Source organism: Polynucleobacter sp. MWH-Adler-W8, from assembly GCF_001889925.1.
In the GTDB taxonomy this organism is placed as follows: Bacteria; Pseudomonadota; Gammaproteobacteria; order Burkholderiales; family Burkholderiaceae; genus Polynucleobacter.
Map to the genome: position 1 here is coordinate 337,757 of NZ_LZFI01000002.1, position 14,841 is coordinate 352,597.

Consider the following 14,841-nt stretch of genomic DNA (forward strand, 5'->3'; position numbering starts at 1 on the left):
GTGGCCGGGAAAATTGGATTTGTATCCTTAGGGTGCCCTAAGGCACTTGTAGACTCTGAACTTATCCTGACGCAATTGAGCGCTGAGGGATATGAGACCGCCAAGGATTACTCTGGCGCCGATCTTGTAGTTGTGAATACCTGTGGCTTCATTGACTCAGCCGTAGAGGAGAGTCTTTCGGCTATTGGCGAGGCTCTCGCTGAAAATGGCAAAGTCATTGTGACTGGTTGTCTAGGCGCCAGAAAAAATGCCGACGGCAATGATCTTATCTCGAGCATTCATCCTAAGGTCCTCGCCGTTACAGGGCCTCATGCTACCGACGAGGTAATGCAAGCCATTCATTTGCATCTACCTAAACCGCATGATCCATTCACTGATTTAGTTCCCCCGGCTGGCGTCAAACTGACACCAAAGCATTACGCCTACCTCAAAATTAGTGAAGGCTGCAACCATCGTTGTACTTTCTGCATCATTCCCAATATGCGTGGTGATTTAGTTTCACGGCCGATTGGTGAAGTGTTGCTTGAGGCTAAAAGATTGTTTGAGTCTGGCGTAAAAGAGTTACTAGTTGTCTCACAAGACACCAGCGCCTATGGTGTTGATATTCAATATCGCACTGGCTTTTGGGATGGCAAACCAGTCAAAACGAAAATGTTTGATTTGGTAAATGCTTTAAATCAAATTGCTCGCGAGCATCAGGCTTGGGTGCGATTGCATTATGTTTATCCCTACCCGCATGTGGATGATGTGTTGCCTTTGATGGCCGAGTTTTCGGAAAATGGTTATGGTGTTCTACCGTACTTGGACATTCCATTGCAGCATTCCCACCCAGATGTTCTCAAGCGCATGAAGCGTCCTGCGAGTGGTGAGAAGAATTTGGAGCGCATCTTAGCGTGGCGCGAAGCTTGTCCTGATTTAGTTATTCGCAGCACCTTTATTGCAGGCTTTCCTGGAGAAACTGAAGAAGAGTTTGCACACCTTCTTAATTTCTTGGATGAGGCGCAAATTGATCGCGCTGGCTGTTTTGCATATTCACCCGTTGAGGGTGCTACAGCAAACCAATTGGATAACCCAATTCCTTCTGAAATTAGAGAAGAGCGGCGCGCCAGGTTTATGGCTAAAGCCGAAGATATTTCAATAAAACGGCTTGCTAAAAAAATAGGCAAGCGTGTTCAGGTCATCATTGATCGGGTAGATCAGTCTGGTGGAATTGGCAGAACGATTGGCGATGCCCCAGAAATTGATGGTCTAGTGAGGGTTTTGCCTCCTAGCAAGCCCTCTAAGCGCTATCGTGCCGGTGAAATCATCAAGGCTACTGTAAATAGCTCCCAAGGGCATGACCTAATAGCCGAAACTTGACGAATGCAATAAAACTGATAGTTGGATTACTTATTTAGTACAAAGTCAGCCTATTAATTGGGCTTAGCAAAGGGGATTAATATGAGTCGTGATGTCGTTGTCTTAAGTGCAGTTCGTTCCGCAATTGGCACCTTTAACGGTGCTCTGAGTAGTTTTGAGCCTTCCGAGCTCGGCGGTATCGTGATGAAAGAGGCGGTAGCACGTTCAGGCGTAGATCCTGCTTTGATTAATTACATTACTGTGGGTAACACTATTCCTACAGATAGTCGCTATGGCTATGTTGCCCGTGTCGCATCGATCCAGGCTGGCCTGCCAATGGAATCAGTGGCAATGGCATTAAATCGTTTGTGTAGCTCTGGCTTGCAAGCAATTATTACAACCGCACAGCAAATTATGTTGGGCGATTGTGACTATGGCATTGGTGGTGGCGTGGAAGTAATGTCCCGTGGCATGTATGGCTCTCCAGCGATGCGCAGTGGTGCACGCATGGGCGATACCAAAATGATCGACTTGATGGTTGGTATTTTGACTGACCCATTTGGTGTTGGTCATATGGGCGTTACAGCAGAAAATCTTGTTGAAAAATGGAAGTTAACACGTGATGAGCAAGATGCTCTAGCCGTTGAATCGCATCGTCGTGCCGCCAATGCAATTAAAGAAGGTCGCTTTAAATCTCAGATCGTGCCAATCACTATTAAAACTCGTAAGGGTGATGTAGTGTTTGATACCGACGAGCATGTGAAGCCTGAAACTACGATGGAAACGCTTGCCAAGATGAAGGCAGTGTTCAAAAAAGAGGGTGGTTCCGTAACGGCTGGTAATGCATCAGGCATTAATGATGGTGCCGCATTCTTTGTATTGGCTGATGCTGAAACTGCAAAGAAAGCCGGTCATAAGCCTATCGCTCGCTTGGTGTCTTATGCAGTTGCTGGTGTTCCAAACCACATCATGGGTGAAGGCCCAATTCCTGCAACCAAATTAGCTCTTGAGCGCGCCGGTCTGAAATTGGATCAAATGGACGTAATTGAGTCTAACGAGGCTTTTGCTGCACAAGCGTTGGCTGTTACTAAAGGTTTGGGTTTAGATCCAGCCAAGACTAACGTCAACGGTGGTGCAATCGCTTTGGGTCACCCAATTGGCTGTTCTGGCGCTGCGATTGCTACTAAGGCAATCCATGAGTTACACCGCGTTCAAGGTAAATATGCTTTGGTAACAATGTGTATTGGTGGTGGACAAGGTATTGCTACTATTTTTGAACGCCTGTAAGAGCAACGCGCGCAACAATTACCCTGATCTCTTGGGTAAAAGCTTAAGAGATCAGTAGTAAAGCAGCATCTAAGCCGACTCGGTCAAAAGCCGCGTCGGCTTTTTCTTTGACAACAGGCTTTGCTTGGTAAGCAACGCTGATGCCTGAGCCATTCATCATTATCAGATCATTGGCACCATCACCCATGGTGATGGCATTCGCTTTTGTGCAGCCAAGGCGAGCACAAGCTTCATCTAGATGGGTGGCCTTCGCTGCGCCATCGACAATGTCGCCAAGAACCTTGCCGGTAAGCTTGCCATCGATGATCTCTAGTGTATTGGCCTGAGTTTGCTTAAAGCCTAATTGCTCACGTAACTTTTCAGTAAAGAAAGTAAAGCCGCCTGAGACAAGCAGGGTGTACAAACCACGTTCATGAGCCCCGGCTAAAAGTTCTACTGCTCCTGGGTTGGGTCGTAAGCGCTCTCGATAAACAGATTCAAGTGCATCAGCATGTACGCCTTCTAAAAGAGCAACTCGCCTTCTTAAACTTTCTTTAAAGTCTTTGATTTCACCACGCATAGTAGCTTCGGTAATTTCAGCTACAGCGGACTTCTTGCCCGTGAAATCAGCAATCTCATCAATGCATTCAATATTAATCAACGTTGAATCCATATCCATTGCTAGTACACGAATGTCTTGTGGCAATAGATTTGGCTTTAGAAAGCACAGATCGGCATTAAAGCTTGCTGCAATAGTTCGCAGTTGCTCACGTTGAGTTGTATCCAGATGGGCACTTGATTCAAAACGCTCGGAGTAATAGCTCCCGTTGCTGGTTTGGCCGCCGCTAGAGTGCAGTGAAATGCCAAACTTTAAGGCCTGATCTTTTAATGAAAATACGAGCTTATCAGCAATAGGCTCTCTAGAAAGGGCAACAAGAACTTGGTAATTGGGCATGTCTTAATAATATCGGATTGTTAGTTTACTTTTGCAGAGCTCAATACTGCAGAATCGTTGAGGCGTCGCAAGATATTGCGTATAGCGTCAAGACGTTGTTCTAACTTCTCGAATTCACGGTCTTTTTGAGGAAGCACCTTAAGCTTATCTTGGCCATTAAGTTGAATATGCTTAGAGGACTGGATAAGCTGAATAATCTTCATTGGGTCAATCGGTGGATTTGGGATAAATTGAATCTGAATAGATGCAGGTGTGGCATCAATCTTTTTAATTCCAAAGCCGGTCATCTCTAAACGTAGACGATGGGTCTCATAAAACGATTTAGCTTGATCGGGAAGGTCGCCGAAACGATCAACCAATTCTTCACGCAACCCCATGAGCTCAGAAAAATCATTTGTACCAGCAAACCGCTTGTATAAGGATAGGCGCTCGTGAACGTCAGGGCAGTAGTCCTCTGGAAATAGGGCGGGAACGCCAAGATTGACATCGGTGGTTGCTTGCAATGGTGAAAGTAAATCAGGCTCCTTCCCGCTACGCAGGGACTTAACAGCACGATTAAGCATCTCGGTATACAGCTGGAAGCCAATCTCATGAATTTCGCCGGATTGTTTGTCGCCTAGAACCTCACCGGCTCCCCGAATTTCTAGATCATGCATAGCTAAATAGAAGCCAGAACCAAGCTCTTCCATGGCTTGAATAGCATTAAGACGCAACTGCGCTTGCTTACTGAGTGCCTCAGGATCTGGCACTAGTAAATAAGCATAGGCTTGGTGATGTGAGCGACCTACACGGCCACGCAGTTGGTGTAATTGAGCTAAACCAAACTTATCGGCGCGGTGCATGATGATGGTGTTAGCTGTGGGTACGTCAATGCCAGTCTCAATAATCGTGGTACACAGCAAAATATTGGTACGCTGGGTAACAAATTCACGCATGACAGATTCCAGCTCGCGTTCATGCATCTGTCCGTGCGCAACACTAATACGTGCCTCCGGAATCAGCTCTTGTAAAGCATGCTTGCGATTCTGAATCGTTTCAACTTCGTTATGCAGGAAGTAGACCTGGCCGCCACGTTTAATTTCACGAAGCACGGCCTCACGAATAACGCCATCTCCCTCTCGACGAACAAAGGTCTTAATTGCCAAACGTTTCTGAGGGGCAGTGGCAATAATAGAGAACTCACGTAATCCTTCCATAGCCATGCCCAAGGTTCTTGGGATGGGCGTAGCAGTTAGCGTCAGAATATCGACTTCAGCACGCAATGCCTTAAGAGCATCTTTTTGCCGTACTCCAAAGCGATGCTCCTCGTCCACAATCACTAGGCCAAGATTGGCAAATTGCGTCTCCTTGGAAAGTAACTTATGTGTGCCAATAATGATGTCTGCATCACCTTTGGCAATGGCCTCTAGGGCTGCATTAATTTCCTTGGTTGTTTTAAAGCGTGACAATTCAACAATGCGGACCGGCCAATCGGCAAATCGATCTTTCCAGGTAGCCACATGTTGCTCAGCTAGTAGGGTGGTTGGCGCCAAAATGGCGACTTGTTTGCCGCCCATGACTGCAACAAAGCTTGCTCGGAGCGCTACTTCGGTCTTCCCAAAGCCAACATCTCCGCAGACTAAGCGGTCCATTGGCGTGCCGCTCGTCATATCACCAATAACGGCTGCAATAGCATTGGCTTGGTCTGGAGTTTCTTCAAAGCCAAAGCTTTCTGCAAAAGCAGCATAGTCATGGGCTGAGAATTCAAAAGCATGACCCTTGCGTATCGCTCTAGCCGCATAGAGACCTAATAGCTCTGCTGCGGTATCTCGAATTTGTTGGGCGGCCTTGCGTTTGGCCTTATCCCATTGGCCCGAACCTAATTGATGCAGTGGAGCTGAATCAGGGTCAGAGCCTGCATAACGTGTGACCATTTGTAATTGCTGAACAGGAACATACAAAGTTGCCTGTCCTGAATATTGCAAATGCAAAAACTCTTCAAAAATTGGCGCCTCTTTAGGAGGAGCTAAATTCAGAAGCACTAATCCCTGGTAGCGACCAATGCCATGTTCAGCATGAACTACGGGATCGCCGATCTTTAGCTCAGACAGATCCTTAAAGAGCATGTCAGGATCAGCATTCTCATTACTTTTACCTTTACGCCTCTGTCGTGCTGTTGTAGTAAATAACTCTGCCTCGGTAATAACGAGGAGATTTTCAGCTGGCCATGAAAATCCATTAAAGAGTGGTGCAGTGACCAATCCAAATAATGAATCACTTTTAATAAACTCGGCAATGCTGTCAAAGCTCTCTGGCTTTAGCGGGTAGAGCGGTTTACCGTCCAATCCAGCAACCGAGTTACTTTCATCAAAGAGCTGTCGAATCGATTCTTTACGTCCTGCACTGTCGCTGCAAACTAATACACGAACCTTTTCAGATGACACCACTTTTCTGAGAAGATTTATCGGATCAGTATCGCGGCGATGGACCGCAATATCTGGTACAGCTAAGAATTGACTTTTTTCAGCGCCGTCTTTTTCTAGTGTTAGTCGTGCATACGATTTAGAGGTAGAGAAAAATTCGTCGATATCCAGAAATAATTCTTTTGGAGGGAGAATGGGGCGATCAAGATCGTGTTTGAGGAACTCATAACGAGAAAGCGTGTCCTTCCAAAACCCTTTGATGGTTTCTTCAACATCGCCAATACTGACAAGCCATACAGGATCACCTGAGCGCGGAAAGTAATCAAAAAGGTTGGATTTCTCTTCAAAGAAGAGGGGTAGGTAGGATTCAATACCTGCACTAGGTATGCCTAGGTTGGCATCTTTGTAAATAGAGCAGCGACTCGGATCACCCTCAAATACTTCTCTCCAGCGGCCTCTAAAAGCAGTGCGTGAAGCATCATCAAATGGAAATTCATGGCCAGGAAGAAGGCGGACTTCCTTGACGGGGTATAGGCTTCGTTGCGTATCCGGATCAAACGCCCGAATCTGTTCAATTTCATCACCAAAGAGATCCAATCGGTATGGCAGATTTGATCCCATAGGAAATAAATCAAATAAACCACCCCGAATACTATATTCACCGGGACGTATTACAGCGCTCACAGGATCATAGCTAGCTTGTTGCAGTTGCAGCTTTAGTGCAGCTTCATTCAGTTTGTCACCTTGCCGAAAGAAAAAAGTATGGCCAGATAAAAAGTTCGGCGGCCCCAATCTTTGCAAAGCAGTTGTCACTGGAACTAAAACAATATCGCAACTACCATTCAGTAATTCATACAGAGTGGCAAGCCGTTCAGAAACCAAATCTTGATGTGGTGAAAAATGGTCATAAGGAAGAATTTCCCAATCAGGCAAAAGCCGGGTTTTTAGCTGCGGAGCAAAAGCGGGGATTTCTTCTAGAAGCCTCTGGGCTTCCTGCGCTTGAGCGCAAAAAATAACCATCACTGAAAACTGATCACGGTAGCGCAGGGCGGTTTGAGCGATTAAAGCGGCATCTGCCGAGCCCACCAGCCCTGAAAAGGTAAAGCGCTGCCCAGCCCGCGGAGCAGGTATAGGGGGTGCTAGATTTAATGCATCAGACATCTGCGCTCATTATAGAATCAGGTATGCACCCTGGAAATCATTCCATTAAGAAATGCCATGCCCTTTTGCCAACAGCAGGTACTGGCTCGCGCCTAGGTGGTGAGTTACCTAAGCAGTTTCAGCAGCTAGCCGGCAAGCCCATGGTCTCTTATGCTCTAGAAGCCTTTAAAGGATCTCCGCTGATCCAGTCTATTTGGATTGGTGTCAGCCCTGGCTTTATCGAGAACCCCATCTTAGGAACTATCGCTAACGCTGGGGCCGATATACATGTTGTAGCAACCGGTGGACCAACTCGACAAGAAACAGTCCGAAATACTCTAGCTGCAATGCTAAAGGCAGGCATTCCTGAGGATGACTGGATACTGGTTCATGATGCAGCTAGACCAGGTATCACCCCGGCATTAATTGGGAAACTCATTCACTCAGTACAGGCATCTAATAGTGGTGGCATCCTAGCTGTTCCCTTGGCTGATACCTTAAAACAGGCTGATCTAGATTCAGTGATTGCTGGAAACATCCCGCACTCAGAGAGAACTATTCCGCGCGAGTATCTCTGGCAAGCGCAAACGCCACAGATGTTTGGATTAAAACAATTGCATGATGCCGTTCAAGATGCTATCCGCCTTGAGGCTGACGTTACTGATGAGGCTAGCGCAATCGAGTTAACTGGGGCAAAACCTTTATTGATTGAAGGTGCCGCTCGTAACTTTAAGGTTACGCATCCTGCCGATTGGGAGTTAATGCAATTGCTGTTAAGTTCCCGCGCCAAACAATGAGAAACCCAATATGACTCAAAGCAATCCCCATATTCCGCAATTTCGTATTGGCCAAGGTTACGACGTACATGCATTGGTAGCGGACCGAAAATTGATTCTGGGTGGAGTTCATGTGCCCTTTGAAAAGGGTTTATTGGGTCACTCGGATGCAGATGCATTATTGCACGCCTTAACAGATGCATTATTGGGCGCTGCAGGTTTAAATGATATTGGGCAGTTATTTCCGGATACAGATCCTCAATTTAAGGATATGGACAGTCGAATCTTGCTTAGAGCGGCCTTGCAAAAGATCCAGGCAGCGGGATTTCAGATTGGAAACGTTGATGCCACTATTATTTGCCAAAAGCCGAAATTGGCGGATTTTTTGCCAGAAATGGTCCGCAATATTGCTTCAGATTTGGCTGTGACCCCCAGTCACGTCAATCTTAAGGCTAAGACAAATGAATCCCTGGGCCATTTAGGCAGAGGCGAGGGCATTGCCGTCCATGCCGTTGCTTTGCTCTACAAGGCCTAAAAGATCCTCTAAAACCCTAGGCATTGTAGAATTACGGTCTTTAGAGTGAAGTCTAGGCTTGGCAGTTTGCGGATATCGCGAGGATGGCGAAATTGGTAGACGCACCAGGTTTAGGTCCTGACGCCAGAAATGGTGTGGGGGTTCGAGTCCCCCTCCTCGCACCACAAGATTGCTACTTGGCTTGGACTTCACATTTCCAGATTTAAATTAAGAGACGAGAATGGCTGTGCAGATAGAAAATTTAGGTTCACTAGACCGCAAAATGACTTTGGAATTCGCTCGTGCCGATTTGGCAAAAGCGCGTGAAGCCCGTTTGGCTAAAGTTGGTAAGACCATGAAAATGGCTGGCTTCCGCCCAGGCAAGGTACCAAAGAACCTCGTTGAAAAACAACATGGCATGCAAGTGGATTTCGAGCTCCAATTTGATAAAGCTGCTGAACTCTTTTATGACCAAGCTCAAAAAGAAGGTATTGCTTTAGCTGGTCAACCACGCCTTGAGCCAAAGAATGAAATTGATGCTGACAAGATTGTTTTTGATGCTTTCTTTGAAGTGTTGCCAGAAGTAAAAATTGGCGACTTTAGCAAGGCAGAAGTTACCAAACACACAACCGATATTGGCGAGGCAGAAATTGACCGCGCCTTAGATGTGCTGCGTAAGCAGCAGGTTCATTACCACCCACGCGGTGAAGCTGGTGCCCATGGCGACGGCGGCTCTAATGTTGCTGCACAAAGCGGTGACCAAGTGGTGATTGATTTTGTTGGCAAGATTGATGGCGTTGAGTTTGCTGGTGGTAAAGCAGAAAACTTTGAATACGTACTGGGCGAAGGGCGCATGCTGCCTGAGTTCGAAGCTGCAACATTGAGCCTTAAAGCAGGCGAGAGCAAATCTTTCCCATTAAGTTTCCCTGCTGATTACCATGGCAAAGACGTTGCAGGCAAAACAGCAGAGTTCACTATTACTGTGAAGTCAGTCAATTGGCCGCATCTACCAGCTGTTGATGATGCATTTGCATTGTCTTTAGGTGTTACTGAAGGCGGCGTTGCGAAAATGCGTTCTGAAGTAAAAGAAAATTTAGATCGCGAAGTGAAGCGTCGCATTACTTCTTTACTCAAGAATGAAGTAATGGACAAGCTCAATAGCTTGTGCGAACTCGATGTTCCTAAGTCTTTAGTTGCCTCCGAGCAAGAGCGCTTAGTTGAAGGCGCTCGTCAAGATTTAATGCAGCGCGGTGTTCCGAATGCTAAAGATGCCCCAATCCCCGCTGAAATTTTCGCTGAGCAAGCTACCAAGCGTGTTCGTCTTGGCTTGATCCTGAGCGAGTTGGTTAAAAAGCAAAACTTGGCTGCTACCGCAGACCAAATTAAAGCCGAAATTGACGAGCAAGCTGCTACATACGAAGATCCAAAAGAAGTGGTGCGTTGGTTCTACAGCAATCCGAGTCGCTTGAAGGATATTGAAAACCTCGTGCTTGAAGATAACGTGATTAAGTATTTCACATCCCAAGCCAAGGTAATTGATAAAGCAGTTACCTTCGAAGAACTCAGCAAGCTAAACTAAGTTAACTACTAAGTCATCCATTTACCCACAAGAGGTTTCGAAATGATCTACAACCATTCTCAGTCTGAAAATCTAGAACCAAAAGGCTTGGGCTTGGTTCCAATGGTAATTGAAACCTCTGGTAGAGGTGAACGTGCTTACGATATCTACTCTAGATTATTGCGTGAGCGTGTAGTCTTTTTGGTTGGCGAAGTAAACGACCAAACTGCTAATTTGGTAATCGCGCAATTGCTGTTCCTTGAGAGTGAAAATCCAGATAAAGAAATTTCTCTGTATATCAACTCTCCAGGTGGTTCAGTGTCTGCAGGATTGGCTATCTACGACACAATGCAATTCATCAAACCGCATGTCAGTACATTGTGTATGGGCATGGCAGCAAGTATGGGCGCATTCTTATTGTGTGCTGGTGAAAAAGGTAAGCGCTATGCTTTGCCAAATTCACGCGTCATGATTCATCAGCCATTAGGTGGTGCACGCGGTCAAGCATCTGACATTGAGATTCAAGCTCGTGAGATTTTGTATTTGCGTGAGCGCTTGAACAAAATTTTGGCAGACCGCACCGGCCAATCAATCGAAACGATTGCCAAGGATACTGATCGCGACAACTTTATGTCTGCTGAGCAAGCCCGTGATTATGGTTTGATCGATAAGGTTATCGAGAAGCGTCCTTAATCTTTCATAGAAATATACAGAGTCCATTTTGAGCGATACCAACACTACGAATTCAGCAGACAAAGTTCTGTATTGCTCTTTTTGCGGCAAGAGCCAGCATGAAGTTAAAAAACTTATTGCCGGGCCATCTGTTTTTATTTGCGATGAGTGCATTGATCTTTGCACAGACATTATTCAAGAAGAAATTGCCAAGCTACCTAAAGAAGATGGTGATGACTCTCTACCAACACCACATCAGATTCGTGAAAACTTAGACCAATACGTTATTGGTCAAGATCATGCCAAGAAAACATTGGCAGTTGCCGTATACAACCACTACAAGCGCCTACAGTATTTGCCTAAGCCTAAAAAAGAGAAACTAGATAAGGATGGCAAGCCAGTAGAGGGCGCAGAAAAGAAAGAGTCTAAGCTCCCTGCTAAAGCAATGGTTGATGGTGTAGAGCTTGCAAAGAGTAATATTTTGTTGATTGGGCCTACTGGCTCAGGTAAAACATTATTAGCCCAGACTTTGGCGCGCATGTTAGATGTGCCATTTGTGATGGCTGATGCAACCACCTTAACTGAGGCAGGTTATGTTGGCGAAGACGTTGAAAACATCATCCAAAAATTATTACAAGCTTGCGACTACAACGTAGAAAAAGCGCAGCGCGGCATTGTCTATATTGATGAGATCGATAAGATTTCACGCAAGTCAGATAACCCGTCTATTACCCGCGATGTATCGGGAGAAGGTGTTCAGCAAGCTCTGTTAAAGCTGGTTGAGGGCACGATGGCTTCTGTGCCGCCGCAAGGTGGGCGTAAGCATCCTAATCAAGATTTCTTGCAAGTAGATACAACGAATATTTTGTTTATTTGTGGCGGTGCATTTGATGGCCTTGAAAAAGTCATTCAGCAGCGTACCGCTAAAACAGGTATTGGATTCAATGCGACTGTTCCTGGTAAAGATGACCGCGGTGTCAGTGACCTCTTGATTGAAGTTGAGCCAGAAGATCTGATTAAGTTTGGCTTGATTCCAGAGTTAATTGGACGCTTGCCCGTTGTTGCGACTTTGGCTCAATTGGATGAAGAGGCTTTAATTCAGATTCTGACCGAACCTAAAAATGCCTTAGTTAAGCAATATCAGGCACTTTTGACTATGGAGGGCTCTGAGCTCGAAGTACGTCGCGAGGCACTATCAGCTATTGCCAAGAAGGCAATCGCCCGCAAAACTGGCGCTCGTGGCCTGAGATCCATTCTTGAAGGTTCTTTGATGGATGTCATGTATGACCTGCCATCCCTGAAGAATGTCCAGAAAGTGGTTATCGACGAAAGTAGCATTGCTGAGGGCGGAAAACCGCTTTTGGTCTATAAACAGGATGCCGAACTAGCAGATTTAAGCAAAAAAGCTTAAATTCCTAGGGTTTTCGCTATTTTTTGGGCATTTTTGCCCCTTTTTTGTCTATTTACCCCTTGTTTTTCTCTAAAGCCTACCCATATAGGTAGTATGCTACTCATGAATAATGTCTCTATTTAGTGGTTGTTGATTCAATTGCTACTAAACAAGACTTTTGAGGTTTGATTACTTTGGAGGATTTGCCCCATGCCTGGCCACTTATTGTTACCCTCTGAACCAATTCAACTACCTTTGCTCCCATTGCGGGACGTAGTTGTATTTCCTCATATGGTGATCCCGTTGTTTGTGGGTCGCCCAAAATCGATTAAAGCCCTCGAGGCTGCCATGGAAACTGGCAAAAATGTCCTTTTGGTAGCCCAAAAAACGGCCGCTAAGGACGAGCCCGTTATTGAGGACCTCTATGAGGTCGGCTGTATTGCCAATATTTTACAAATGCTCAAGTTGCCTGATGGCACTGTGAAGGTGCTTGTTGAAGGTGTACAGCGCGCAGAAGTTAGTCAAATTGAAGATAGTCTTGGTTACTTTAATTGCGAAGCAACGCCAACCGCTATCAATTCAATTGATGCGCATGAAACCGAAGCCTTGCGCCGCGCAATCATGGCGCAGTTCGATCAATACGTAAAACTCAATAAAAAAGTACCTCAAGAGATTCTCTCTTCTCTGGGTGGTATAGATGACCCAAGCCGCTTGGCTGACACTATCTGTGCGCATCTACCGGTGAAGCTGGAGCAAAAACAACGTTTGCTTGAGATGATGGACGTTGTACAACGTTTGGAAAGCTTGCTGGCTGATCTCGAGAGTGAGATCGACATACTACAGGTTGAGAAGCGTATTCGTGGACGCGTAAAGCGTCAGATGGAAAAGAGTCAACGCGAGTATTACCTCAATGAGCAAGTGAAAGCGATTCAGAAAGAGTTGGGCGAGGGTGAGGAGGGTGCCGATCTCGAAGAGCTCGAGAAGCGCATCAAGGCTGCACGCATGCCTAAAGAAGCATTGAAAAAGGCGGAATCAGAACTTAAGAAGCTCAAGTTGATGTCGCCCATGTCTGCAGAGGCAACGGTCATCCGCAACTTTATTGATACGCTGGTAAATCTGCCTTGGAAGAAAAAAACCAAGATCAATAACGACCTTACTAATGCTGAGAAAGTATTGGACGAAGATCACTATGGTTTAGATAAGGTCAAAGAGCGTATTTTGGAGTACCTCGCAGTTCAACAGCGCGTTGATCGTGTCAAGGCTCCGATTCTTTGTTTAGTCGGTCCTCCTGGGGTTGGTAAAACTTCTTTAGGTCAATCTATCGCGCGTGCGACCAATCGAAAATTTGTCCGCATGGCCTTAGGTGGTGTGCGTGATGAATCTGAGATTCGTGGTCACCGTCGTACCTACATTGGATCGATGCCTGGCAAGATTCTGAGTAGCCTCACCAAGGTGGGCGTTCGTAATCCTTTATTCCTTCTTGATGAAGTAGACAAGATGGGTATGGATTTCCGCGGAGATCCAGCCAGTGCTTTGTTGGAGGTTTTAGATCCAGAACAAAATCACACCTTCCAAGATCACTATGTAGAAGTTGATTTTGATCTATCAGATGTGATGTTCGTGGCTACCTCGAACTCCTTGAATATTCCTGGCCCATTGTTAGACCGTCTTGAGATTATTCGCCTAGCTGGTTATACCGAGGATGAGAAAACCAGCATTGCTGTGAATTATTTGATTCCTAAACAAATCAAAAATAATGGCCTAAAGAAGGACGAGCTCAAGATTGAAGATAGCGCGGTTCGTAACATGATTCGTTATTACACGCGTGAGGCTGGCGTACGTTCTTTAGAGCGTGAAATTAGTAAGATTTGTCGTAAGGTTGTAAAACTATTGCTCTTGAAAAAAGAAGCGGCTCCAGTCGTTGTGAATGCTGACAACTTGGAGAAGTTCTTATCGGTACGTATGTATGACTTTGGTTTAGCTGGTAAAGAAAATCAAGTTGGTCAGGTGACCGGTTTGGCTTGGACTGAAGTGGGTGGCGATTTACTCACCATCGAAGCTGCTGTGATGCCAGGCAAGGGCGTTATTACCCGCACCGGTTCTATTGGTGATGTGATGAAAGAATCTGTTGAGGCCGCTAGAACAGTAGTTCGCTCTAGATCTAAACGTCTTGGTATTACGGATGAGGCTTTTGAGAAGAAGGATATTCATATTCACTTCCCTGATGGCGCAACACCAAAGGATGGCCCATCTGCCGGTATTGCGATTACGACAGCCTTGGTATCAGTCTTTACTGGGATTCCGATTCGTTCAGATGTTGCGATGACAGGTGAAATTACGCTTCGTGGTGAAGTATTACCTATTGGCGGATTAAAAGAGAAACTTTTGGCAGCTCATCGAGGCGGCATTAAATTGGCCTTAATTCCCGAAGAGAACGTCAAGGACCTGATTGATATTCCCGACAACGTCAAAAATGCAATCGAGATTATTCCGGTTCGCTGGATCGATAAAGTGTTGGAGCTGGCTTTAGAGCGTATGCCTGAAGCTCTGCCAGATCCTACGCCCGAAGAGTTGGCTAAAAAGGCTTCAGAAGCAAGTAAAGCAAATGAAAAGGGTGCGGCCTCAGACGTTCTTAAGCACTGAAAATAGGGCGATTTTTCGTTAAATTCTCCTCGTGGTTAGAGGTCGGTTTAGCGGAAAATCCACCCAAAACCCACGCTTAGGTTACAATCTCAGCTGTAATAATTTGGGGCGCTTAGCTCAGTTGGTAGAGCGTCTGCCTTACACGCAGAATGTCGGGAGTTCGAGCCTCTCAGCGCCCACCAAACTA

Annotated in this window: 10 protein-coding genes and 2 tRNA genes; 10 read left to right on the forward strand and 2 right to left on the reverse strand. The window is 45.9% G+C overall.

The window, feature by feature from the left end; all coding sequences use genetic code 11:
* Both rimO and AOC28_RS02530 read left to right on the forward strand, forming a co-directional pair.
* A complete protein-coding gene (gene rimO, locus AOC28_RS02525) occupies positions 1-1,359 on the forward strand; it encodes a 30S ribosomal protein S12 methylthiotransferase RimO (protein WP_072582399.1) in 1,359 nt (452 codons plus the stop codon).
* Between the two features lie 81 nt (positions 1,360-1,440).
* Positions 1,441-2,625, forward strand: coding sequence for an acetyl-CoA C-acyltransferase family protein (locus tag AOC28_RS02530; protein ID WP_072582400.1), 1,185 nt, complete (start codon positions 1,441-1,443; stop codon positions 2,623-2,625).
* 43 nt (positions 2,626-2,668) lie between these two features.
* Here AOC28_RS02530 and serB read toward each other — a convergent pair whose 3' ends face one another.
* Positions 2,669-3,559, reverse strand: a complete 891-nt coding sequence (serB, locus tag AOC28_RS02535; RefSeq protein WP_072582401.1) for a phosphoserine phosphatase SerB — start codon at positions 3,557-3,559, stop codon at positions 2,669-2,671.
* Positions 3,560-3,579: 20 nt separating this feature from the next.
* Positions 3,580-7,122 carry a transcription-repair coupling factor gene (gene mfd, locus AOC28_RS02540; RefSeq protein WP_072582402.1) on the reverse strand — a complete coding sequence of 1,181 codons (3,543 nt, stop codon included), beginning with the start codon at positions 7,120-7,122 and terminating at the stop codon, positions 3,580-3,582.
* 23 nt (positions 7,123-7,145) lie between these two features.
* Between mfd and ispD the strand changes: the two genes are divergently transcribed.
* The 8 genes from ispD (at position 7,146) to AOC28_RS02580 (ending at position 14,836) form a co-directional block, all read left to right on the forward strand.
* Positions 7,146-7,898, forward strand: a complete 753-nt coding sequence (gene ispD, locus AOC28_RS02545) for a 2-C-methyl-D-erythritol 4-phosphate cytidylyltransferase (RefSeq protein ID WP_072582557.1) — start codon at positions 7,146-7,148, stop codon at positions 7,896-7,898.
* A 10-nt stretch (positions 7,899-7,908) separates the two neighbouring features.
* Entirely contained in the window at positions 7,909-8,412 is a 504-nt protein-coding gene (gene ispF, locus AOC28_RS02550; protein WP_072582403.1) for a 2-C-methyl-D-erythritol 2,4-cyclodiphosphate synthase, read from the forward strand.
* Between the two features lie 77 nt (positions 8,413-8,489).
* Positions 8,490-8,576: transfer RNA gene (locus tag AOC28_RS02555), tRNA-Leu, on the forward strand.
* Between the two features lie 56 nt (positions 8,577-8,632).
* Complete coding sequence (tig, locus tag AOC28_RS02560; protein ID WP_072582404.1) at positions 8,633-9,970, forward strand: trigger factor; 1,338 nt, start codon at positions 8,633-8,635, stop codon at positions 9,968-9,970.
* A 42-nt stretch (positions 9,971-10,012) separates the two neighbouring features.
* Positions 10,013-10,642 carry an ATP-dependent Clp endopeptidase proteolytic subunit ClpP gene (clpP, locus tag AOC28_RS02565; RefSeq protein WP_072582405.1) on the forward strand — a complete coding sequence of 210 codons (630 nt, stop codon included), beginning with the start codon at positions 10,013-10,015 and terminating at the stop codon, positions 10,640-10,642.
* 28 nt (positions 10,643-10,670) lie between these two features.
* Positions 10,671-12,032 carry an ATP-dependent Clp protease ATP-binding subunit ClpX gene (gene clpX / locus AOC28_RS02570; protein ID WP_072582406.1) on the forward strand — a complete coding sequence of 454 codons (1,362 nt, stop codon included), beginning with the start codon at positions 10,671-10,673 and terminating at the stop codon, positions 12,030-12,032.
* A 189-nt stretch (positions 12,033-12,221) separates the two neighbouring features.
* Complete coding sequence (gene lon / locus AOC28_RS02575) at positions 12,222-14,654, forward strand: endopeptidase La (protein ID WP_072582407.1); 2,433 nt, start codon at positions 12,222-12,224, stop codon at positions 14,652-14,654.
* A gap of 106 nt (positions 14,655-14,760) precedes the next feature.
* Positions 14,761-14,836, forward strand: a tRNA-Val gene (locus AOC28_RS02580).
* Positions 14,837-14,841 lie beyond the last annotated feature (5 nt).

What these genes read in the sequence shown, in the direction of transcription:
- AOC28_RS02530 (WP_072582400.1), top strand. Translation starts at nt 1,441, where the DNA reads ATGAGTCGTGATGTCGTTGTCTTAAGTGCAGTTCGTTCCGCAATTGGC.
- serB (WP_072582401.1), bottom strand. Translation starts at nt 3,559, where the DNA reads ATGCCCAATTACCAAGTTCTTGTTGCCCTTTCTAGAGAGCCTATTGCT.
- mfd (WP_072582402.1), bottom strand. Translation starts at nt 7,122, where the DNA reads ATGTCTGATGCATTAAATCTAGCACCCCCTATACCTGCTCCGCGGGCT.
- ispD (WP_072582557.1), top strand. Translation starts at nt 7,146, where the DNA reads ATGCACCCTGGAAATCATTCCATTAAGAAATGCCATGCCCTTTTGCCA.
- ispF (WP_072582403.1), top strand. Translation starts at nt 7,909, where the DNA reads ATGACTCAAAGCAATCCCCATATTCCGCAATTTCGTATTGGCCAAGGT.
- tig (WP_072582404.1), top strand. Translation starts at nt 8,633, where the DNA reads ATGGCTGTGCAGATAGAAAATTTAGGTTCACTAGACCGCAAAATGACT.
- clpP (WP_072582405.1), top strand. Translation starts at nt 10,013, where the DNA reads ATGATCTACAACCATTCTCAGTCTGAAAATCTAGAACCAAAAGGCTTG.
- lon (WP_072582407.1), top strand. Translation starts at nt 12,222, where the DNA reads ATGCCTGGCCACTTATTGTTACCCTCTGAACCAATTCAACTACCTTTG.